This is a genomic window from Ruegeria sp. R14_0, assembly GCF_017743975.1.
Classification (GTDB): Bacteria; Pseudomonadota; Alphaproteobacteria; order Rhodobacterales; family Rhodobacteraceae; genus Ruegeria.
In genome coordinates, this window is the sequence record NZ_JAGHRC010000005.1 from 41,951 (window position 1) to 60,693 (window position 18,743).

Below are 18,743 nucleotides of genomic sequence, written 5' to 3' on the forward strand. Positions count from 1 at the left end.
GGGGCCAGGGCGGCCCCGGAACGTTCGGGTTAGTTGCCGCCAAAAAGCTTCAACAACCCTTTGTTCAATTCGTCTTCCAGCTTGTTCTTGATGGCGTCTTCGATCTGGTCACTGTCGGTGATCGTTGTGTCCAGCTCGTTCCCGACCTTTTCAAAGACCTTTTGCTTGGCTTCATCCTCAAGCTCTTTGGCTTTTCCTTCTGCCGCTGCTTCAATCACTTTGGTCAGATCGGGTTTGATCGACGGGTTGCTCCAAGGTCCAACGATCCGAACAGGCACCGCGATACCGTTACCCGAGTTGGCGCGAAGGGCGACAGGCGTAAACAGATAGTCGATGTCACGATTACCGATACCGACCTGACCCGAGCCATCGGCCCGGAAATTATCCAGCGACATCAACAGATCATTGTTGCTGAGCACACCCTGATCAATGGTGAAACTGGCGGAAAGGTTGTTGAATACGGTCGTTCCGGCCTCACCCCCGCCACGCCCCATCAGGCGGTCCAGATCAAAGCCCGAAATCACGCCCCGACCCACGTCAACGCGGCCCTTGCCGCTGAGTGAGCGCATGATCTGATCTTCGGTCTGCCCGACACCCAGAAATTCGAACGATCCGGACCCGGTGCCCGACAGGCGCTCGATGCCACCCAAAGTGGACAGGGCTTGTTGAACATTGATCCCCTCTGCCGACAGGTTGCCGCCGACCGACAAACCGTTGCGGTTGTTCGCCACGACCTGTCCGGTCAGTTGGCCCGAGAACAAAGTGGCCGGGTTCATCTGAAGCACAGCGCGCGACCGATCCAGATTCAGCGTCAGATCGCTGGGCCCCAGCGTCAGCCCCGGAACAGCAATTGAATTGGCCCTGAGGCGGATTTTGCCATTGGCCAAAGCCAGCGCAGAGGCATCTATTGGCGCGGTCGACCACCCCTGACTTGGTGGCGTTGCGGGCGACACTTGCGACGTGTCACCGGTGGCCGCACCCTCGTTGAAACGACTGAGATCCAGGTCACCTGCATCCAACCGTGCCGTAACCTGCGGCGGGTCCGCGATGACGATATCCGCTTCACCCGCCAGTCGGTTGTCATCCAGCTGCGCCACCATATTGCGCAGCGAAATCCGACCGTCCTGTGTGTACGTCATTTGCGCGGAAACATCCGCCGCTCGCCCCAGACCCAAGGGTACGCCCACTCCGGCCTGCCCAAACGCGGCCAGTATGCGCTCAGTGCTGGTCGTTTTGGCGTGCAGCTTACCGTCCATTTCACCAGCCAGATTAACCCTGCCATCAAAGGTGAAGTCTCCGCCCGGTGCGGTGAGTGTCAGATCCAGTGGCGTTACAACCCCCGAGGCATAGGCGGGCAGATCCTGAATACTCAGTTCCACATCGACCGCGCCACCGGGAACCGCCATCTGGGCCTGAACTTTCAAAGGAGCCGCGATGTCTGGCCAACTGGCGGCCAGGTCCACATTGGCAAAATCGAACTTGGTCGTGCCGTTTTCGTCATACACAAGCCGCGCATTTGTCAGCTTCAAGTGATCCAGTGTCACCTCACCTTGCTGCCCTTGCGGGGTTGCGCCGCTTGTCGTGCTTGCCGGGGCTGCGGTAGCAGGCGCCGACAATTCCCAGTTGCCGCGCCCATCTGATAGCTCCAGCCGCAGAGTCGGGTTTTCCGCAATCACGCGTTTGATGCGCAGGTCACCCGAGATCAACGCCGCGGCATCCACCCCGACGGCCAGGCTTTCGGCGCTCAGCATCGGCTCGGGCCCCGCCCAGGACGCATTCCCAAAGGTCACGGGCCCGGTTTCCATGCCCAGCACGGGCCAGAAGGTCAGATTCACGTCTCCGGTCAGCTTTAGATCACGTCCGGTTTGCGCGCGGACCTGTTCGGCCAGAATGGTGGCCAGCTTGTCGCCCGGCATCAGTAACAGCGCGCCGACCACCAAGCCAAACACCGCCACTAACAGGAACAGGATGCGCAACAGCCACTTCATTTTCTGCTCTCCGCCTTTTTCATGCGTTTAAAAAGATCATCCAAAGCCTGCGTCGCATTTGCAAGGGGAAGCGTTCCCCACTATATGCGCGGCCATGACCACGAACCCGCCAAACCTCCGCCCCGACCTGGCGCCTGCCGCCCGGATGCCCGAGATGCCACGTTCGAACCAGCCGACGATCGGCATGGTCTCGTTGGGCTGCCCTAAGGCCCTGGTCGATAGTGAGCGTATCCTGACCCGCCTTCGTGCTGAAGGATACGGGATATCTCCTGACTATTCAGGCGCGGATGCCGTGATCGTGAACACTTGCGGGTTCCTCGACAGCGCCAAGGCCGAGTCGCTGGACGCGATTGGCGAGGCGCTGGTGGAAAACGGCAAAGTCATCGTGACAGGCTGTTTGGGGGCCGAACCGGACTATATTCGCGAGCATCACCCCCGTATTATGGCCGTTACCGGCCCGCACCAATATGAACAAGTGCTGGATGCCGTGCATCAGGCAGTGCCCCCTGACCCAGACCCGTTCGTGGATTTGCTGCCCGCCGCAAGCGTGCAACTGACGCCGCGCCATTACAGCTATCTCAAGATTTCCGAGGGCTGTAACCACAAGTGCAAATTCTGCATCATCCCGGATATGCGCGGCAAACTGGCCAGCCGCCCAGCCCATGCGGTCCTGCGCGAGGCGGAAAAGCTGGTCGACAATGGCGTGCGCGAGCTGCTGGTGATCTCGCAGGACACCTCGGCCTATGGGCTGGACCGAAAATACGACGTGAACCCTTGGAAAGACCGCGAGGTTCGCAGCCACATCACCGATCTGGCGCGTGAGCTGGGGCAGTTGGATGCCTGGGTGCGGCTGCATTATGTCTACCCCTACCCCCATGTGCGCGACCTGATCCCGCTGATGGCGGATGCGGGCTGCAACGTGCTGCCCTACCTGGATATTCCATTCCAACACGCCCACCCGGATGTCCTGAAACGCATGGCGCGCCCGGCTGCAGCGGCCAAAACCCTGGATGAGATCGCCGCATGGCGCGAGACATGCCCTGACATTACCCTTCGCTCGACCTTTATCGTCGGTTACCCCGGAGAGACCGAAGCCGAGTTCCAGACACTGCTGGACTGGATGGACGAGGCGCAACTGGATCGCGTCGGCTGCTTTCAGTACGAAAACGTGGATGGCGCGCGGTCCAACGACCTCCCGGATCATGTCCCTGCCGAGGTCAAACAAGAACGCTGGGAACGCTTCATGGAAAAGGCGCAGGCCATTTCCGAGGCGAAGCTGACTGCCAAGGTCGGTCAGACCCTTGAGGTGATCGTGGATGAGATCGACGACGAGGCCGCCACCTGCCGCAGCAAGGCGGATGCGCCCGAGATTGATGGCAATCTGTTCATTGACGAAGGGTTTCAAGACCTCAAACCCGGTGACATCGTATCGGTCGAGGTTGACGAAGCCGGCGAGTACGATTTGTGGGGCAAATTACGCTGATCACCCCGGATGGGCGATGCGTGAGCCAAGTTTATTGGCCAAATGCGCGAAAAAAGCAGAGACTGACAGGACACTTCACGACAGAAGTAGGAGGGTCCAATGTCCAATCTGAACCTCTTCGTGGCGAAATGCGCTGCGGCTGTCTTGGCCGCATCCCTGTTGGCGGTACCGGCACTTGCCGACGGGTACAGCTCCGGCTCGGGCAGCTTTCTCACCATTAAATCGAAATCGGTAACCTTACACCTTCGCAGCAAACACCCGGTGAACCGGTACTATGCCGCGCCTAAGACTTATCATCCAAAACCAAAGCCCAAGGTTTACTCTCATAAGGGTAAGGCCAAGGCGCATCACCATAAAACCAAGCCAAGGGTTTACTATTCAAAACCGAACAGGCGGAAGCATCGCTCGTCTTTCGGGTACTACAAACGACGGTCTTCTCCGTACATCGTCCCGCCGCTTTACAGCACACGTCACCGAAATTCCCACACCGGTTTTTCATTGTACGGGCACTAGGGCGATCGGCTCGGGTCAGAACAGGCTAACTAGGCCGACACCCCATGCAACGCCAGCCGCAATCGCGGTCACAGCGACGGCGGCGCTGGCTGCATCCTTGGCCTGCCCGGCCAGGATGTTGTGATCGGTGGACGTGTGATCCACCGCGCGTTCAATCGCAGTGTTGAACAGTTCGGCGACTAGGACAATGAGACCCATCACCAAGATCAGGGCGCGCACCGCATCTGCCAGCGGCAGCCACATAACCAAAATCGCCGAGATGAGATTGGCCCAGACCCAACAGCGGAACGAATATTCCTCGCTCCAGGTGGCGGCCAAACCTTGCCAGCTCCACTTGGTGCGATCCCTGAGGCGCGTGAAGAAGTTTTTCATGTTTCCTCTGACTTCCTATAGAGCGCACAGAAACCTGATCCGAGGCCCGCAAACAAGAAAAAACCGCCCGTAGGCGGCGGTTGTTTCGGGCAATGTGCGAGCGGCTTGAGAAACAAGCCGCTCGCGGAATGCTTATTGTGCGACCGGGTTACAGATGGTCTGACCCGCTTCGGTCGTGGCCAGTTCGGTTCCTGCCGGACAGCTCGGCGTGCCGAACTTGTCATATTCGGGCGTGATGTACACCGGCGTCGGTTCTTCCTGCTGCGAGCATGCAGCCAGAACCAGGGCGATTGCGCTTACGGCAGCAAATTTTAGTTTCATGTCCGTCAATCCTCTAAATATTTTTCCTATTGACCTACAACCTCGGGCCAGTCTCAAAATACGACCTCGTTGAAATTATTGCAACAAAATCAATCACAGAATTGTGAGAACGGCAAAACCGCGCTTTTGGCGTCGTAGGCGAATGGCTCGCTACACCTTGGCTGCAATGGCCCTATAGTTGTTTGAAGACATCAGCCAACAGCGGAGGAGCCACATGTCAGATCGGCCAAATATCGCCCAAAAAGCCCCCTATCCGGTCGAAGTGACCGAGGGCAAAAGCTATTTTTGGTGTAGCTGCGGCAAATCCGAACGGCAGCCGTTTTGCGATGGTTCACACAAGGGAACAGAGTTTGAACCGGTGAAATACACGGCAGACTCCAGTAAGAAAGTGTTCTTTTGCGGCTGCAAACAAACCTCTAACCCGCCACTGTGCGACGGGGCGCATTCCAAGCTCTGACTAGGCTTTCAGCGCGTTCAAATTGTCTGCATTGGCGCAAAACTCAGGCGCCGATGCGGTTTGGGCCTGTTGTTGTGATAGCCAAACCTCGCATTCCCCGCTGCAATTCGCAGCACGGCAGCGCGTTACGATTTGAGCATATTCGTCCGCGGACAGCCGCCCCTCGGCCATCGCTTCAGTCAATGAGATGTCCATGCACCTGGCCACCGACCTGGTCAGCCAGAAGTGTTTTTCAACATCTCCCAGAATGTCCCTGCTCATTGGCAATCCCGCCTTTGCTGCGACCGGAGCGCCGCAAACCTTTCGCGGTTCGGGCAGGACTCCGGAGCGTCTGGCGCAGAATCCGTGTTCTGCAGCCAGTCTTTGCAGGCACAGGCCCATTCACATCCCTGACACCGCCGAACCATCTCGGCCCAGTCCTCCTGGCTCAAACGTCCTTTTCGATGTTCGGCCACAATGTCTGAGCCCACCACCTGCCCCATGCGCAACACAAGGCGATGATGGGCCATGGTTTTTCCTAACCGTTGCATTCGCTTTCCGATATTGATTTCAGCTGATCAAACAACGCGGTGTTTCGGCAGTATTCTGGTGTCTTCCGATCTTGGACCGGTTGCTCGAGGAATTGTTCGCAATGGCCCGGATTCGAGCATCCGCTACACCGCAGGACCGCCTCAGAAATCTGATCAATCGATACCTCGCCGCCAATCGCTGCACTTTCCAGATCGACCCCCACGCGGGTTGCCATTCTGTCAACCAGTGCTGCATGTCGTTTCAGAGTATCCTTGCCTAGCATAGCGCTCTCTCCCTGTCGCACAGTCCAGACAGGATAACGCGGTTGCTCAGGCAGGCCTTTGACTCAGGTCAAGACCCAACACCGATATGGTCAAGATAGGCCCGTGTGGCGTCCTGCACCCGGCGAAAGCGGTCTCCGCCAAGCTTTTTGCCACCGTACCAGCGGGTTACGATGACGACGTGGTCGTCCAGCCCGGCTCTTTCGAGCATGCGCAGGATCACCATCCCCGCGCCACTTTCGCCGTCATCGGCCTTGAGCGCGCCTGTGGGCAGCACCGCCGCCCAGGTATTGTGCGTCGCCTTGGCATAGCTTTTGTCGGCCTTGAGTTCTTTCAGCACGGCATCCACATCATCCCGGCTGTGTACCGAGGCCCCGGACACCGCATATTTCGACCCGCGATCCGTCAGGATCACACCCAGCTGCACCAGTGATGTCATTGCGTCAGCCCGATCTTCCGCGCTGTTTCCTGCACAATCTGAACGCGCTGCGCGTTCGGCGGGTGCGACGTCAGAAAACTGTCGCCCGGATCGGGAAGCCGGTCAAAGTACTTTGCGCCGATCAACGGGTTGTACCCAGCATTATAGGTTATGATTGTCCCCAACTGATCGGCTTCCAACTCAAAGTCTTTAATATAGACCTGCGCCCCGACCTGTGCGCCCAATTTTTGCGCTTCTTCAATGGCCGCGCCGTCCGCACCGCCCAAGCGGGCGAGTTCACCAAAAATCGCGGCACTGTCGCGCGCATTCCGGGACTGCCGGGGAATATGACGCAGGATGTGGTGGGCGGCTTCATGCCCCATTACAAAGGCCAGTTCATCCGCGTTGGCCGCGGATCCGATCATCGACCGAGTAAAAATGATCACTGGCTGATCTTTGTCATCCAGCGTCTGAAATGCGTTTGCCTCAGCGTTTGGATTCAGGTCGACCAGTATGGTGAAATCGCAATTGGCGACATTTGCGCGCCGCACGCATTCGCGGCGTGCTTGCTCAGCAACTTGTTGGCTGACCTCTCGGAAGGTCTCGGCCTGGGCGCGAAATGCCTCTGTCTCGGGCGACCATTCGGCCACGGATTGCACACGCAAAGTGTCGGCGCCGCACGCCGCCAGAAACAGGGGAAGCAACAAACTGATCAGACGGCGCATTCTTTATCCTCTGAAACGGGCGGCCCGTTTTTCAGACCATAGCGCGCCTCCCCCAGGATCGCCACTGCGGGATTGCCCAGGTTCGGGTTGCATTGCGACCGCTCGGCCTGCACTCTGACATTATGTTTTCGATTGAGCATGAATTCGACTCGACGGTCATTACTCTGGTGGATGAAGGCCCAAAGCCTTTGCAAGAGGATGTCGTCATCAACAGCTTCGCCGAATGTGTGACGCTTGAACAATTGGACCCGCGCACGGATCAGATTCTGAGGATCACTTTGTCCCCCGAACAAGTGCGCGATCTGGCCGCAGCCTTGGACCTGCCCGAGGGCGTGTACCAGATTCGTGAAACATCTGGTCAAGGCGAATAAACAAAGGTTTTCTCGCGCGATGTCTGGCCGCGTCTGAGGGTCAGCGTGGACGGTGCCACACCCATTGCCTTGGCCAGAATGGCACGCACTGCTGCATTTGCCTTCCCATTTTCGGGCGGGGCCGTGACGGTGATGCGAATGACTCCATCTTGGGATGTAATGCTATCCCTTGCCGCTTTGGGCGTGACCCTGACCGAAATCTCGGCACCCGGCACTGCTCGCTCGCCCAGATCCGGAAAATTTTGCAGTTTTGGCTTGGCCATCTTTCCCCACTTCCTGATCTATAGGCTTGCACGTTCGTTCAGGGAATGAAAATGATCGCCTGCATCCAGCCGCTTGCTCTTGAAACACGCCAGATGTTCAACCACATACACAACCGCCTATGTAAAGGAAGTTAACATATGTCCTTGAAGAATCCGGCCGCTCTGGAGTTTCTGCAAACACGCCGGTCGCGACCCGCGAAGACGCTGGTTGCACCCGCACCTACGCGGGAACAGCTAGTGCCACTGCTGATCGCGGCCGCACGCAGCCCTGACCATGGCAAGCTGGAGCCATGGCGTTTTGTCGTGTTGGAAAAAGGCGCTATGCCGCGGCTGGCACAACTGACAGAAGAAAGCGGCGCAGCCCTTGGCAAATCCCCCAAGGACATCGCAAAGGCGCGCACCCAGTTCGACATGGGCCATCTGGCGGTTGCGGTTATCGAAGTACAGAAACCTTCGGAAAAAATCCCGGCGATTGAACAGACCTATTCCGCCGGTGCGGTGTGCCTGGCCCTTCTGAACGCCGCTCTTGCAGCGGGTTGGGGTGCCAACTGGCTGTCTGGCTGGCAAACTCATGACCGAGCGTTCTGCCAAAAGGCTTTTGGGCTGCAAGACAATGAGCGCGTTGCCGGGCTGATCCATATCGCGACCGAAGGCAGCGCACCGCCCGAACGCCCCCGCCCCGACGTGGCCGCGTTGACCGAATGGGTTACGGAATGATCATCTTCAACGCCTTCTTCACGGCACTCGGACAGATCGGAGACCCCAAGTTCCGGGCTGTCCTGCTGCGCGGGGTCGGCTTGACGATCGTGCTGTTGATCGCTGCCTGTGCAGTGGCGATCTGGCTGATCAACTGGCTGTCCGGCGATGAGATCTCTCTGCCCTTTGTCGGGGCTGTGCCATGGCTGAACGACGTGCTGAACTATTCCGGCATCTTCGTCGTTCTGATCCTGCCGGTTTTCCTGATGGTCCCCGTGGCCTCGGCAATCACGTCGATGTTCCTGGAAGAGGTCGCACAGGCTGTCGAAGACAAACATTACCCGAGTTTGCCTAAGGTACCCGGCATCCCGTTCCGGGAGAGCGTAATCGACGGGCTGGGCTTTATGGGCGTTCTGATTGCCGCCAACCTGCTGGCGCTGATCCTCTACGCGATCTTCACCCCTCTGGCCCCGATTATCTTTTGGGCTATGAATGGGTTCTTGCTGGGGCGAGAGTACTTTACTCTGGCGGCCATGCGCCGGGTTGGTCGCGAAGGCGCGCGGAAGCTGCGCGCCAAACATGCGACGACTATTTGGATCGCGGGAACGCTGATGGCGATCCCACTGTCAGTGCCGCTGGTGAACCTTGTGATCCCAATCATCGGAGCCGCGACATTCACCCATATTTATCACAAGCTGGCGCGGCCCGTGGCCTAATGGTCAGCCGCGCGGCCCCATCTGGTTCAACCAGTCGAAGTCGCGCACCGAAATCAGGCCTGACAGAATAATTCCGGCAACAATCGCCCAGAGCACCACCGTGATTCCGGTGGTGATCCACATCTTCTTTTTCATGTGATGCACTTCCGGCGCACCCGAATGGGTACCCGGCACAATATCACCCAGATCACCCTGCGTCTTGATACGGATGGGCAGGACCACCAGCAAAGTCATGAACCAGATCACGGCGAACAGAACCGCCGCAGCAGTAATCGTCATCTCTTCCCCTCCGGGGTTGCGTTACACCTGTTCTAGCTCGACGAGGCAGCCGTTAAAGTCTTTGGGATGCAGGAAGAGGACAGGTTTGCCATGCGCCCCGATCTTGGGCTCGCCCGAGCCCAGTACACGCGCACCGGTTTCCTTCAGGTGATCGCGCGCGGCGATGATGTCTTCTACCTCATAGCAGACATGGTGAATGCCGCCTGCGGGGTTCTTTTCCAGAAACCCGTTGATCGGGCTGTCGTCGCCCAGCGGGTACAGCAGTTCAATCTTGGTGTTGGGCAATTCGATGAACACCACGGTCACACCGTGATCGGGTTCGTCCTGCGGAGCCCCAACATTGGCACCCAGCGCGTTGCGGTATTGCTCGGACGCGGCCTCTAGATCGGGTACGGCAATGGCGACGTGGTTCAGACGACCAATCATGGAACTCTCCTTACGTTCTGCGTTGCAGCGGTTATGGGGGCTGTTTGGTCAAAGAACAAGTGCGCCAAATTGCCGTTAACGCTGTGTTAGCCAGAAGTTCCTAGCGTGAGGCATCTGCTGATTAGGAGTTCTGCCATGGACGATTCGAGCCCCTTCGCCTCACCCGCGCAGCCAACGGCCACACGGCCCCTGCTGGGACAGACCATTCTGGTTGTGGAAGACAGCCGTTATGCTTGCGACGCCATCAGGCTGATGTGCCTGCATAGTGGCGCACGCATCAGGCGGGCAGATTGCCTGCAGTCCGCGCGCCGACACCTGCAGATTTACCGCCCCTCGGTCATCCTGATCGACATGGGTTTGCCTGATGGGGATGGGTCGGATCTGATTGCCGAATTGTCCGAAGCAACGCCACGCATCGGCGCTGTTCTGGGTATGTCCGGCGATGATTACACCGAGCGCGCCGCGATGCGGGCGGGCGCGGATGGGTTTTTGGCAAAACCTCTTAAGTCTCTGGCCTACTTTCAGACTTCGATCCTGAAGCGCCTGCCCGAAGACCGCAGACCTAACAGCCTGCACGCTGTGCGGGATGAGGTTATTCGCCCCGATCCGATGGCTTATCAAGACGACATGGCACATATCGCAGACGTTCTGGCCGGACCGAATGATCAACGCACACTGGATTACGCAGCCCAATTTCTGCGCGGGGTTGCGCGGGATGCCGAAGATACGGTTCTGGCAGACGCAGCACAACGGCTGGCCGAGTCACGCGCTGGCGGCACCCCCACCACAGCGGTCGCTGCCCAGGTCGCGGGTTTGGTGCAAACCCGCCTTCAACAGCGCGAGGCGATCTAAAATGGTGACAGCCTATTTCATAACCGCGACGATCCTGTGCATCTGGGCATACTCACACACCCGCACAACAGCGCGCAATATTCGTACCAGCCGAAAGTCACTCCGGGACCCGCTGATCTGAAGCCTCGGCGCAACACGACTGCAGATTTGCAAGCAAGTCGGTTGCGGTGGCTCGTTGCCCTCTCGCATCAGCGCAAACCACAAAAAAACCCGCTGCAGTGATGCAGCGGGTTTTTGTCAGTCTTACTCCTGAGGAATGATCCGAAGACCCAGTTCCATCAACTGATCCGAGGTCGGATCCGAAGGCGCATCCATCATCAGGTCTTCTGCGCGCTGGTTCATCGGGAACATCATAACCTCGCGGATGTTGGCCTCGTCAGCCAGCAACATGACGATACGGTCGATCCCGGCGGCACAACCACCGTGCGGCGGGGCTCCATAATGGAAGGCGTTGAACAGGGCACCAAAGCGGGATTTGACTTCATCCTCACCGTAGCCAGCAAGTTCAAACGCTTTCAGCATGATCTCGGGCTTGTGGTTCCGGATCGCACCCGACACCAGCTCATACCCGTTACAGGCCAGATCATACTGATAACCACGCACATCCAGCGGGTCGCCATTCAAAGCGTCCATCCCGCCCTGCGGCATCGAGAACGGGTTGTGTTCAAAGTCGATCGCGCCGGTTTCTTCGTCCTGCTCATAGATCGGGAAATCCACGATCCAGGCAAAAGCGAAGCGGTCTTTTTCGGTCAGGCCAAGTTCCTCACCAATCACGTCGCGCGCCTTGCCCGCGACCTTTTCAAAGGCTTTCGGCTTGCCTCCAAGGAAGAAAGCGGCATCACCAACGCCCAGACCCAGTTGCTGACGGATCGCCTCGGTGCGCTCAGGTCCGATGTTCTTGGCCAGCGGACCTGCGGCCTCCATCCCCTCGCCCTGATCGCGCCAGAAGATGTAACCCATGCCGGGCAGACCCTCTTTCTGGGCAAAAGCATTCATGCGGTCACAGAACTTGCGGCTACCACCGGTCGGTGCCGGGATGGCGCGGATTTCGGTGCCGTCCTGCTCCAGCAGCTTTGCGAAAATCGCAAAGCCAGACCCGCGGAAGTGGTCGGAGACCACTTGCATTCTAATAGGATTCCGAAGGTCGGGCTTGTCGGAACCGTACCAAAGCGCTGCATCCTTGTACGAAATCTGCGGCCACTCCTGATCGACCTTACGGCCACCGCCGAACTCCTCGAACACACCGGTGAGAACAGGCTGGATCGTGTCGAACACGTCCTGCTGCTCGACAAACGACATCTCAATGTCAAGCTGATAGAAATCTGTCGGAGACCGGTCGGCGCGCGGGTCCTCGTCGCGGAAGCACGGCGCGATCTGGAAGTATTTGTCAAAGCCCGACACCATAATAAGCTGTTTGAACTGCTGCGGAGCCTGCGGCAGAGCGTAAAACTTGCCCGGATGCAGACGCGAGGGCACAAGAAAGTCACGCGCGCCTTCGGGCGACGAGGCCGTGATGATCGGGGTCTGATACTCACGGAAGCCCTGATCCCACATGCGACGACGCATCGAGGCGACAACGTCCGAGCGCAAGGTCATGTTCTGCTGCATCGCCTCGCGACGCAGATCCAGATAACGATAGCGCAGACGGGTTTCCTCGGGGTATTCCTGATCGCCAAAGACCATCAGCGGCAGTTCGTCAGCCGCACCCAGAACTTCCAGTTCGCGCACGTAAACTTCGATCTCGCCGGTCGGCAATTTCGGGTTCACCAGCTCAGGATCGCGTGCCTTAACTGTGCCGTCGATGCGGATGCACCACTCGGACCGGACTTTTTCAAGCTCGGCAAAAGCCGCGCTGTCGCCGTCGCAAAGAACCTGCGTGACGCCGAAATGGTCCCGAAGGTCGATGAACAGGACGCCACCGTGATCTCGGACACGATGCACCCAACCGGACAGGCGGACGGTTTCACCGACATTGGCGGCGGTCAGAGCGGCGCAGGTGTGGCTGCGATAGGCGTGCATGGATCATATCCCTTCGGGCGCAGAATTCGTCGCGCCGATACACCCTGTCAGGCTTGGAAAGTCAAGGCAGGTCGCGCCGTCAAAACGGCCTTTGGACGTTGCCGGAATAGAAATAGATACCCAAACCGGCGGCAAAGATGATGTTCCCGGCGATTGCGTGCAGCAGCACCGCGTAGAAAAACGATCCCCGCTTGCGATAGGCCCAGGTGAACAGCAGCCCTCCGCCAAAGGTCATGGCGGCGACGATCCAGCTCCAATACATCAGGTGTGCAAGCGAAAACAACGAGGCGTTCAGCAGGTAAGCCGCAGGTCCCTTCGGCAGGATCGCTTGATAACGGCGGAAAAACAGCGACCGGAACAGCAGTTCTTGTGGCAGAGCGGACAGCAACGGGTAGCCCAGCCAGATCACGGCCAGAAACTCGGGCCGGTAGAGGAGCATGCGAAATGCAACATCCGGCCGAGTCGTCATGACAACCGTCGTGCAAAAGGCCGTCATGGCAAGGGTAAAGGCGGCAAGTTCGGCCCAGGTCCAGTTGCGACAGTTGTACCGAAGCTCGGCCCAGGCAAAACCGGGCGTAATATGCAGCAGGATGATGCCGATCGCCGTGAAGGTGAACAACGATGGGAACATCCAGTTCGGTGGGAAAAAAACCGCGATCAGGACCGGAACGGCAATGAAGAAAAGGCCAAATTCCAAACGCAATCGCATGTGATACGTCGCGTCGTCCACCCAATCGCTTTGTCTACTCACTATCCAACCAACTCCGCCCGGATCAGGCCACGCAAGGAATTCCCTACGAAGAGCTTTTCCGCGTTTTCCAAATCGGTCAAGGACAAGACGCCTTCGGTAACCTGTTTATTATCAATCAGTTCTTCGCGCAGGATACCTGGCAGCACGCCGCTGGACAACCGAGGGGTCAGCCGCTGACCATCCGACAGGTGCGCGAACAAGTTGGTTATTGTCCCTTCGCACAGCTCGTCGCGCTCGTTCAGAAACAGCAGCTCGTCTATACCGTCAGGCAGCGACGCGCGGGCGGCATCATAAACCGACCGCTGCGTTGTCTTGTGCCGCAACCAGACATCCGACGAGGCAAGCCGTGTATCTGCGACGGCAATACGCCAAACTGGTGGGTTTTCGGTGAGCACACCGGTTGTCACGTCGAAGCTCTCGTCAAGGGCCAGAGTGAGACGGCACCGCAACGGCGCATGGCCTGCGATTGCGTTCAACGCTTCGATGGCCGCATCCCTGCTGAACGAAATCCCCAATGCAGCCGCCGTGCGCTGCATGCGCGCCAGATGCCGGTCGCGACGCACAAAACCCGTTCCGGGTCGAAATCCAAGCGTCTCGATTATGCGGAAGTCAGGGTCAGCTGGTGGGCAAAGCGGGCTTTCCATAGCGCTTCCTCGTATTCCGATGGGGCCGTGCTGTCCCAAACCACGCCGCCGCCCACGTTCAGGGTGGCTGCGCCATCCTCGACCATCAGCGTCCGGATGGCGACGTTAAACTCGGACCGTCCATCCGGCGCCGCCCAGCCTATGGCGCCGCAATAGATGTCACGGGGCCAGGGTTCGAGGTCGGACAGAATCTCCATCGCGCGAATCTTGGGCGCGCCGGTGATCGAGCCGCAGGGAAAGAGCGCTGTCAGGATATCCGAAAGCTCTGCACCCATGTGCAGTTGCGCCTGAACCAATGAGGTCATCTGATGCACCGTCGCGTAGGTTTCGACTTTGAACAGCTCGGGCACCTTGACCGATCCGGGCATCGCCACGCGGCTGATGTCGTTGCGCAGCAGGTCGACAATCATCAAGTTTTCGGCCCGGTTCTTTTCATCACGCGACAGAAATGCGCGGCGGCGGGCATCCTCGGCCTCATCCGAACTGCGGGGCTGCGTGCCCTTCATTGGGCGCGTCTCAATCCCCCTATCTGCGTTGGTGCGAAAGAACAGCTCGGGCGAGCGGCTGAGCAGATCGGGCAACCCATCCTGCTGGATTAGCGCACCGTGTCCCACGGGCTGCCCAGCCGCCAGAGTTGAATAAAGCGCAGCGCTGTCGCCCTCGACCGTCAAGTCAATCGGGAAGGTCAGGTTCGCCTGATAGATGTCCCCGGCCCCGATCGCGTCGTGCACCTGACTGAACGCACGGGTGTACCGTGCCTCGTCCCAGCGTGGCGCAAAGCGGGTCACGCCACCAGCCGGTGCAGAAAGCGCGTGCTGAACCGGGGTGTCAAAGACGCCAAAACACAGCAATGGCAGCCGGCGGTTACCCGGCATCCTGCCCGAGAGGCGTGGCTCTAGTGCATAGCCCAGCTCATAACTGGCATAGCCTGCCAGCCACGCACCGTCAGCGCGTGCGGCATCCAGCGCCGCCATCGCCTGGGGCACGTCCTCCGCATTGTCGGCGCGGATCACCTTGGCAGGCCGGTCAAAACTGGTTCCTGGCCCGACCGGCCCCTGATCGAAACGAATACGCACGTGCATCCTCATTTGCCGTGCAGCGCGATATAGAGGATACGGCGGCGAGGGGAAGAGGAGAAAGCGGCAATTTCGCCCCTGTTTCCGATACCTCTTGAACCTTTTCGCGCGGTCCCTATAACGCAGGACAATTTGGGCGCTTGGGGTGCGCCCTGACTCGCGGACAATCGAAGGAACAAGGCCATGCCGAGAAGAACCGACATCCAGTCGATCATGATCATCGGGGCGGGGCCCATTGTTATCGGTCAGGCTTGCGAGTTCGACTATTCCGGCGCTCAGGCCTGCAAGGCGCTGCGGGAAGAAGGATACCGGGTCATTCTGGTAAACTCAAACCCTGCTACCATTATGACCGACCCGGGATTGGCCGACGCGACCTATATCGAGCCGATCACGCCCGAGGTTGTCGCCAAGATCATCGAGAAAGAACGCCCCGACGCCTTGCTGCCCACGATGGGTGGTCAGACCGGTCTGAACACCTCGCTCGCGCTGGAAGAGATGGGTGTGCTGGACAAGTTCGGTGTCGAAATGATCGGCGCCAAGCGTGATGCCATCGAAATGGCCGAGGACCGTGCCCTTTTCCGCGAGGCGATGGACCGGCTGGGCATCGAAAACCCCAAGGCCGAGATCGTGACCGCCCCCAAGGATGAAACCGGCAAGAAAGACCTGGACGCGGGCGTTGCGCTGGCGCTGGAGACACTTGAAACAGTTGGTCTGCCCGCGATTATCCGCCCTGCCTTTACGCTGGGCGGTACAGGCGGCGGCGTGGCGTATAACCGCGAAGACTATATCCATATCTGCCGTTCGGGCATGGACGCCTCGCCCGTAGGTCAGATCCTGATTGATGAAAGCCTGCTGGGCTGGAAAGAATACGAGATGGAGGTGGTGCGCGACACCGCCGATAACGCCATCATCGTGTGTTCGATTGAGAACGTCGATCCGATGGGCGTGCACACAGGTGACTCTATTACCGTCGCCCCTGCGCTGACGCTGACCGACAAAGAATACCAGATCATGCGCAATCACTCGATTGCCGTGCTGCGCGAGATCGGTGTCGAAACCGGCGGATCAAACGTGCAATGGGCGATCAACCCGGTGGATGGCCGGATGGTCGTGATCGAGATGAACCCGCGTGTGTCACGCTCGTCCGCGCTGGCCTCGAAAGCGACCGGTTTCCCGATTGCCAAGATCGCCGCGAAACTGGCCGTGGGCTACACGCTGGACGAGCTGGACAACGACATCACCAAGGTCACACCGGCCTCGTTCGAACCGACCATCGACTATGTTGTCACCAAAATCCCGAAATTCGCGTTTGAGAAATTCCCGGGCTCTGAACCCTACCTGACCACCGCCATGAAGTCGGTGGGTGAGGCGATGTCCATAGGCCGCACAATCCACGAATCGATGCAAAAAGCTCTGGCTTCGATGGAATCGGGCCTGACCGGCTTTGATGAGATCGAAATCCCGGGCCTGAATGTGGGCGTCTGGGACGAGGCTGACGACAAGGCTGCGGTGATCAAGGCGATCAGCCAGCAAACGCCCGACCGTCTGCGCACGATTGCGCAGGCCATGCGTCACGGCCTGACCGACGACGAGATCTTTGGCGTCACCAAGTTCGACCCTTGGTTCCTCGCCCGTATCCGCGAGATCATCGAGGCCGAGCGTCAGGTTCGCAAAGACGGCCTGCCGGTGACCGAAGAAGGCATCCGCAAGCTCAAGATGCTGGGCTTCACCGATGCGCGTCTGGGCAACCTGACGGGTCGCGACGAAGACAACGTCCGTCGCGCGCGCCGGAACCTTGGCGTAAACGCAGTTTTCAAACGCATCGACACCTGCGCCGCCGAGTTCGAGGCGCAGACACCCTATATGTATTCGACCTATGAGGCCCCCATGATGGGCGAGGTTGAGTGCGAAGCGCGTCCCTCCGACCGCAAGAAAGTCGTCATCCTCGGCGGTGGTCCGAACCGGATCGGTCAGGGCATCGAGTTCGACTATTGCTGCTGCCACGCCTGTTTCGCGCTGACCGAGGCGGGGTATGAGACCATCATGGTCAACTGTAACCCCGAGACGGTCTCAACCGACTATGACACCTCGGATCGTCTGTATTTCGAACCCCTGACCTTCGAACACGTCATGGAAATCCTGACGAAAGAGCAGGAAAATGGCACGCTGCACGGCGTGATCGTTCAGTTCGGCGGCCAGACACCGCTGAAACTGGCCAACGCGCTTGAGGCCGAGGGCATTCCGATCCTTGGCACCACGCCGGACGCCATCGACCTTGCCGAAGACCGTGAACGTTTCCAGGCGCTGGTCAACGATCTGGGTCTGAAACAGCCCAAGAACGGTATCGCCTCGACTGACGAACAGGCGTTGGAAATCGCCGAAGACATCGGCTTCCCGCTGGTCATCCGCCCCTCTTACGTTCTGGGTGGCCGCGCGATGGAAATCGTCCGCGATATGGAGCAGCTGAAGCGCTACATCAACGAGGCCGTGGTGGTTTCAGGCGACAGCCCGGTTCTGCTGGACAGCTATCTGGCCGGCGCGGTTGAACTGGACGTCGACGCTCTGTGTGATGGCACCGACGTACATGTCGCGGGCATTATGCAGCATATCGAAGAAGCTGGCGTGCATTCGGGCGATAGCGCCTGTTCTCTGCCGCCCTACTCGCTGTCAAAGGAAATCCTGGATCAGATCAAGGATCAGGCGTTCAAACTGGCCAAGGCGCTGAACGTTGTTGGCCTGATGAACGTGCAGTTCGCAATCAAGGATGACGAAATTTACCTGATCGAAGTGAACCCGCGCGCATCGCGCACCGTGCCGTTCGTCGCCAAGGCGACCGACAGTGCGATTGCTTCGATTGCTGCACGCGTGATGGCCGGAGAGAAACTGGCGAACTTCCCGCAGCGCCCCGCGTATCAGGAAGGTCAGGACACAAAGATCGCCGACCAGATGACGCTGGCCGATCCGGACATGCCATGGTTCTCGGTAAAAGAAGCCGTGCTGCCTTTCGCCCGTTTCCCTGGCGTCGACACGATCCTGGGGCCAGAAATGCGCTCGACGGGCGAGGTTATGGGCTGGGACCGCGACTTCCCTCGCGCCTTCCTCAAGGCCCAGATGGGCGCAGGCATGGTACTGCCGTCCTCGGGCCGCGCGTTTATCTCGATCAAAGACGCGGACAAGACACCTGCAATGCTTGAGGCTGCGCAAGTGCTGGCCGAACTGGGCTTTTCTTTGGTCGCAACACGCGGCACCCAGGCATGGTTAGCCCAGCAAGGCGTGGACTGCGACGTCGTCAACAAGGTGTATGAGGGTCGCCCCGACGTCGCCGACATGTTGAAAGACGGCCAGGTTCAGCTGTTGATGAACACCACAGAAGGCGCGCAGGCGGTTGAGGATAGCAAATCTATCCGCTCAATCGCGCTCTACGACAAGATCCCTTACTACACGACGGCTGCCGCAAGCCACGCCGCCGCGCTGGCAATCAAGGCGCAGGCCGAGGGTGATGTGGAGGTGAAATCCCTGCAGGGCTGATCGGCCTTAACCTGCTTACACAACTGAACGTTTCGCGCGCCCGTTGACCTTGTG

The 18,743-nt window shown here is 58.9% G+C and carries 21 protein-coding genes; 7 read left to right on the forward strand and 14 right to left on the reverse strand.

Going from position 1 to position 18,743, the window contains the following annotated elements; translation table 11 throughout:
* Nucleotides 1-29 precede the first annotated feature (29 nt).
* Entirely contained in the window at nt 30-1,988 is a 1,959-nt protein-coding gene (locus J7416_RS14915; RefSeq protein ID WP_209225898.1) for an AsmA family protein, read from the reverse strand.
* Between the two features lie 94 nt (nt 1,989-2,082).
* On the opposite strand from J7416_RS14915, the gene rimO reads away from it, so the two are divergent.
* Entirely contained in the window at nt 2,083-3,471 is a 1,389-nt protein-coding gene (rimO, locus tag J7416_RS14920) for a 30S ribosomal protein S12 methylthiotransferase RimO (RefSeq protein ID WP_209225900.1), read from the forward strand.
* 528 nt (nt 3,472-3,999) lie between these two features.
* On the opposite strand, the gene J7416_RS14925 is transcribed toward rimO, so the two are convergent.
* A complete protein-coding gene (locus tag J7416_RS14925) occupies nt 4,000-4,356 on the reverse strand; it encodes a diacylglycerol kinase (protein ID WP_209225902.1) in 357 nt (118 codons plus the stop codon).
* Between the two features lie 132 nt (nt 4,357-4,488).
* A complete protein-coding gene (locus J7416_RS14930; RefSeq protein WP_058275732.1) occupies nt 4,489-4,677 on the reverse strand; it encodes a hypothetical protein in 189 nt (62 codons plus the stop codon).
* 214 nt (nt 4,678-4,891) lie between these two features.
* Here J7416_RS14930 and J7416_RS14935 point away from each other — a divergent pair, with 214 nt between their 5' ends.
* Nucleotides 4,892-5,134: a CDGSH iron-sulfur domain-containing protein gene (locus tag J7416_RS14935; protein WP_209226252.1), complete on the forward strand. Its 243-nt coding sequence runs from the start codon at nt 4,892-4,894 to the stop codon at nt 5,132-5,134.
* Here the strand turns inward: J7416_RS14935 and J7416_RS22680 are convergent, their stop codons facing one another.
* From J7416_RS22680 to J7416_RS14945, 4 genes are all read right to left on the reverse strand, one after another.
* Nucleotides 5,135-5,515, reverse strand: a complete 381-nt coding sequence (locus J7416_RS22680) for a DUF6455 family protein (RefSeq protein WP_348540278.1) — start codon at nt 5,513-5,515, stop codon at nt 5,135-5,137. It lies immediately after the preceding gene.
* Nucleotides 5,516-5,651: 136 nt separating this feature from the next.
* A complete protein-coding gene (locus J7416_RS22685; RefSeq protein ID WP_280636855.1) occupies nt 5,652-5,927 on the reverse strand; it encodes a DUF6455 family protein in 276 nt (91 codons plus the stop codon).
* Nucleotides 5,928-5,995: 68 nt separating this feature from the next.
* Nucleotides 5,996-6,364 carry a YigZ family protein gene (locus tag J7416_RS14940; RefSeq protein WP_209225903.1) on the reverse strand — a complete coding sequence of 123 codons (369 nt, stop codon included), beginning with the start codon at nt 6,362-6,364 and terminating at the stop codon, nt 5,996-5,998.
* A complete protein-coding gene (locus J7416_RS14945; RefSeq protein ID WP_209225905.1) occupies nt 6,361-7,068 on the reverse strand; it encodes a M48 family metalloprotease in 708 nt (235 codons plus the stop codon). Before J7416_RS14945 ends, J7416_RS14940 begins: the two co-directional genes overlap by 4 nt.
* Nucleotides 7,069-7,190: 122 nt before the next feature.
* Between J7416_RS14945 and J7416_RS14950 the strand changes: the two genes are divergently transcribed.
* Nucleotides 7,191-7,439: a hypothetical protein gene (locus J7416_RS14950; RefSeq protein WP_209225907.1), complete on the forward strand. Its 249-nt coding sequence runs from the start codon at nt 7,191-7,193 to the stop codon at nt 7,437-7,439.
* Here the strand turns inward: J7416_RS14950 and J7416_RS14955 are convergent.
* Nucleotides 7,427-7,702 carry a DUF167 domain-containing protein gene (locus J7416_RS14955; RefSeq protein WP_209225908.1) on the reverse strand — a complete coding sequence of 92 codons (276 nt, stop codon included), beginning with the start codon at nt 7,700-7,702 and terminating at the stop codon, nt 7,427-7,429. The genes J7416_RS14950 and J7416_RS14955 overlap by 13 nt on opposite strands.
* Before the next feature lie 138 nt (nt 7,703-7,840).
* Here J7416_RS14955 and J7416_RS14960 point away from each other — a divergent pair, with 138 nt between their 5' ends.
* Nucleotides 7,841-8,419 (forward strand): nitroreductase family protein, encoded by a 579-nt coding sequence (locus J7416_RS14960; protein ID WP_209225910.1) that lies wholly within the window; start codon nt 7,841-7,843, stop codon nt 8,417-8,419.
* On the forward strand, nt 8,416-9,114 hold the full coding sequence (locus tag J7416_RS14965; protein ID WP_209225912.1) for an EI24 domain-containing protein: 699 nt from the start codon (nt 8,416-8,418) through the stop codon (nt 9,112-9,114). Before J7416_RS14960 ends, J7416_RS14965 begins: the two co-directional genes overlap by 4 nt.
* A gap of 3 nt (nt 9,115-9,117) precedes the next feature.
* Here the strand turns inward: J7416_RS14965 and J7416_RS14970 are convergent, their stop codons facing one another.
* Nucleotides 9,118-9,393, reverse strand: coding sequence for a DUF1467 family protein (locus J7416_RS14970; protein WP_209225913.1), 276 nt, complete (start codon nt 9,391-9,393; stop codon nt 9,118-9,120).
* Between the two features lie 21 nt (nt 9,394-9,414).
* Nucleotides 9,415-9,819 carry a methylmalonyl-CoA epimerase gene (gene mce, locus J7416_RS14975; protein ID WP_209225915.1) on the reverse strand — a complete coding sequence of 135 codons (405 nt, stop codon included), beginning with the start codon at nt 9,817-9,819 and terminating at the stop codon, nt 9,415-9,417.
* Between the two features lie 135 nt (nt 9,820-9,954).
* On the opposite strand from mce, the gene J7416_RS14980 reads away from it, so the two are divergent.
* On the forward strand, nt 9,955-10,671 hold the full coding sequence (locus J7416_RS14980; RefSeq protein ID WP_209225917.1) for a response regulator: 717 nt from the start codon (nt 9,955-9,957) through the stop codon (nt 10,669-10,671).
* A gap of 243 nt (nt 10,672-10,914) precedes the next feature.
* On the opposite strand, the gene aspS is transcribed toward J7416_RS14980, so the two are convergent.
* The 4 genes from aspS to J7416_RS15000 form a co-directional block, all read right to left on the reverse strand.
* A complete protein-coding gene (gene aspS / locus J7416_RS14985; RefSeq protein WP_209225918.1) occupies nt 10,915-12,690 on the reverse strand; it encodes an aspartate--tRNA ligase in 1,776 nt (591 codons plus the stop codon).
* Nucleotides 12,691-12,769: 79 nt separating this feature from the next.
* A complete protein-coding gene (locus J7416_RS14990; protein WP_209225920.1) occupies nt 12,770-13,441 on the reverse strand; it encodes a CPBP family intramembrane glutamic endopeptidase in 672 nt (223 codons plus the stop codon).
* Nucleotides 13,441-14,085 (reverse strand): aminotransferase class IV family protein, encoded by a 645-nt coding sequence (locus J7416_RS14995; RefSeq protein WP_209225921.1) that lies wholly within the window; start codon nt 14,083-14,085, stop codon nt 13,441-13,443. The genes J7416_RS14990 and J7416_RS14995 overlap by 1 nt, the downstream gene beginning before the upstream one ends.
* A complete protein-coding gene (locus J7416_RS15000; RefSeq protein WP_209225923.1) occupies nt 14,040-15,167 on the reverse strand; it encodes an aminodeoxychorismate synthase component I in 1,128 nt (375 codons plus the stop codon). The genes J7416_RS14995 and J7416_RS15000 overlap by 46 nt, the downstream gene beginning before the upstream one ends.
* A 177-nt stretch (nt 15,168-15,344) precedes the next feature.
* Here J7416_RS15000 and carB point away from each other — a divergent pair, with 177 nt between their 5' ends.
* Nucleotides 15,345-18,689, forward strand: a complete 3,345-nt coding sequence (gene carB / locus J7416_RS15005; protein ID WP_209225925.1) for a carbamoyl-phosphate synthase large subunit — start codon at nt 15,345-15,347, stop codon at nt 18,687-18,689.
* Nucleotides 18,690-18,743 lie beyond the last annotated feature (54 nt).

What these genes read in the sequence shown, in the direction of transcription:
- J7416_RS14955 (WP_209225908.1), bottom strand. Translation starts at nt 7,702, where the DNA reads ATGGCCAAGCCAAAACTGCAAAATTTTCCGGATCTGGGCGAGCGAGCA.
- mce (WP_209225915.1), bottom strand. Translation starts at nt 9,819, where the DNA reads ATGATTGGTCGTCTGAACCACGTCGCCATTGCCGTACCCGATCTAGAG.
- J7416_RS15000 (WP_209225923.1), bottom strand. Translation starts at nt 15,167, where the DNA reads ATGCACGTGCGTATTCGTTTCGATCAGGGGCCGGTCGGGCCAGGAACC.
- J7416_RS14970 (WP_209225913.1), bottom strand. Translation starts at nt 9,393, where the DNA reads ATGACGATTACTGCTGCGGCGGTTCTGTTCGCCGTGATCTGGTTCATG.
- J7416_RS14935 (WP_209226252.1), top strand. Translation starts at nt 4,892, where the DNA reads ATGTCAGATCGGCCAAATATCGCCCAAAAAGCCCCCTATCCGGTCGAA.
- J7416_RS14980 (WP_209225917.1), top strand. Translation starts at nt 9,955, where the DNA reads ATGGACGATTCGAGCCCCTTCGCCTCACCCGCGCAGCCAACGGCCACA.
- J7416_RS22680 (WP_348540278.1), bottom strand. Translation starts at nt 5,515, where the DNA reads ATGGGCCTGTGCCTGCAAAGACTGGCTGCAGAACACGGATTCTGCGCC.
- J7416_RS14965 (WP_209225912.1), top strand. Translation starts at nt 8,416, where the DNA reads ATGATCATCTTCAACGCCTTCTTCACGGCACTCGGACAGATCGGAGAC.
- aspS (WP_209225918.1), bottom strand. Translation starts at nt 12,690, where the DNA reads ATGCACGCCTATCGCAGCCACACCTGCGCCGCTCTGACCGCCGCCAAT.
- J7416_RS14925 (WP_209225902.1), bottom strand. Translation starts at nt 4,356, where the DNA reads ATGAAAAACTTCTTCACGCGCCTCAGGGATCGCACCAAGTGGAGCTGG.
- J7416_RS14960 (WP_209225910.1), top strand. Translation starts at nt 7,841, where the DNA reads ATGTCCTTGAAGAATCCGGCCGCTCTGGAGTTTCTGCAAACACGCCGG.
- J7416_RS14945 (WP_209225905.1), bottom strand. Translation starts at nt 7,068, where the DNA reads ATGCGCCGTCTGATCAGTTTGTTGCTTCCCCTGTTTCTGGCGGCGTGC.
- J7416_RS22685 (WP_280636855.1), bottom strand. Translation starts at nt 5,927, where the DNA reads ATGCTAGGCAAGGATACTCTGAAACGACATGCAGCACTGGTTGACAGA.
- J7416_RS14930 (WP_058275732.1), bottom strand. Translation starts at nt 4,677, where the DNA reads ATGAAACTAAAATTTGCTGCCGTAAGCGCAATCGCCCTGGTTCTGGCT.
- J7416_RS14915 (WP_209225898.1), bottom strand. Translation starts at nt 1,988, where the DNA reads ATGAAGTGGCTGTTGCGCATCCTGTTCCTGTTAGTGGCGGTGTTTGGC.
- carB (WP_209225925.1), top strand. Translation starts at nt 15,345, where the DNA reads ATGCCGAGAAGAACCGACATCCAGTCGATCATGATCATCGGGGCGGGG.
- J7416_RS14950 (WP_209225907.1), top strand. Translation starts at nt 7,191, where the DNA reads ATGTTTTCGATTGAGCATGAATTCGACTCGACGGTCATTACTCTGGTG.
- J7416_RS14995 (WP_209225921.1), bottom strand. Translation starts at nt 14,085, where the DNA reads ATGGAAAGCCCGCTTTGCCCACCAGCTGACCCTGACTTCCGCATAATC.
- rimO (WP_209225900.1), top strand. Translation starts at nt 2,083, where the DNA reads ATGACCACGAACCCGCCAAACCTCCGCCCCGACCTGGCGCCTGCCGCC.
- J7416_RS14940 (WP_209225903.1), bottom strand. Translation starts at nt 6,364, where the DNA reads ATGACATCACTGGTGCAGCTGGGTGTGATCCTGACGGATCGCGGGTCG.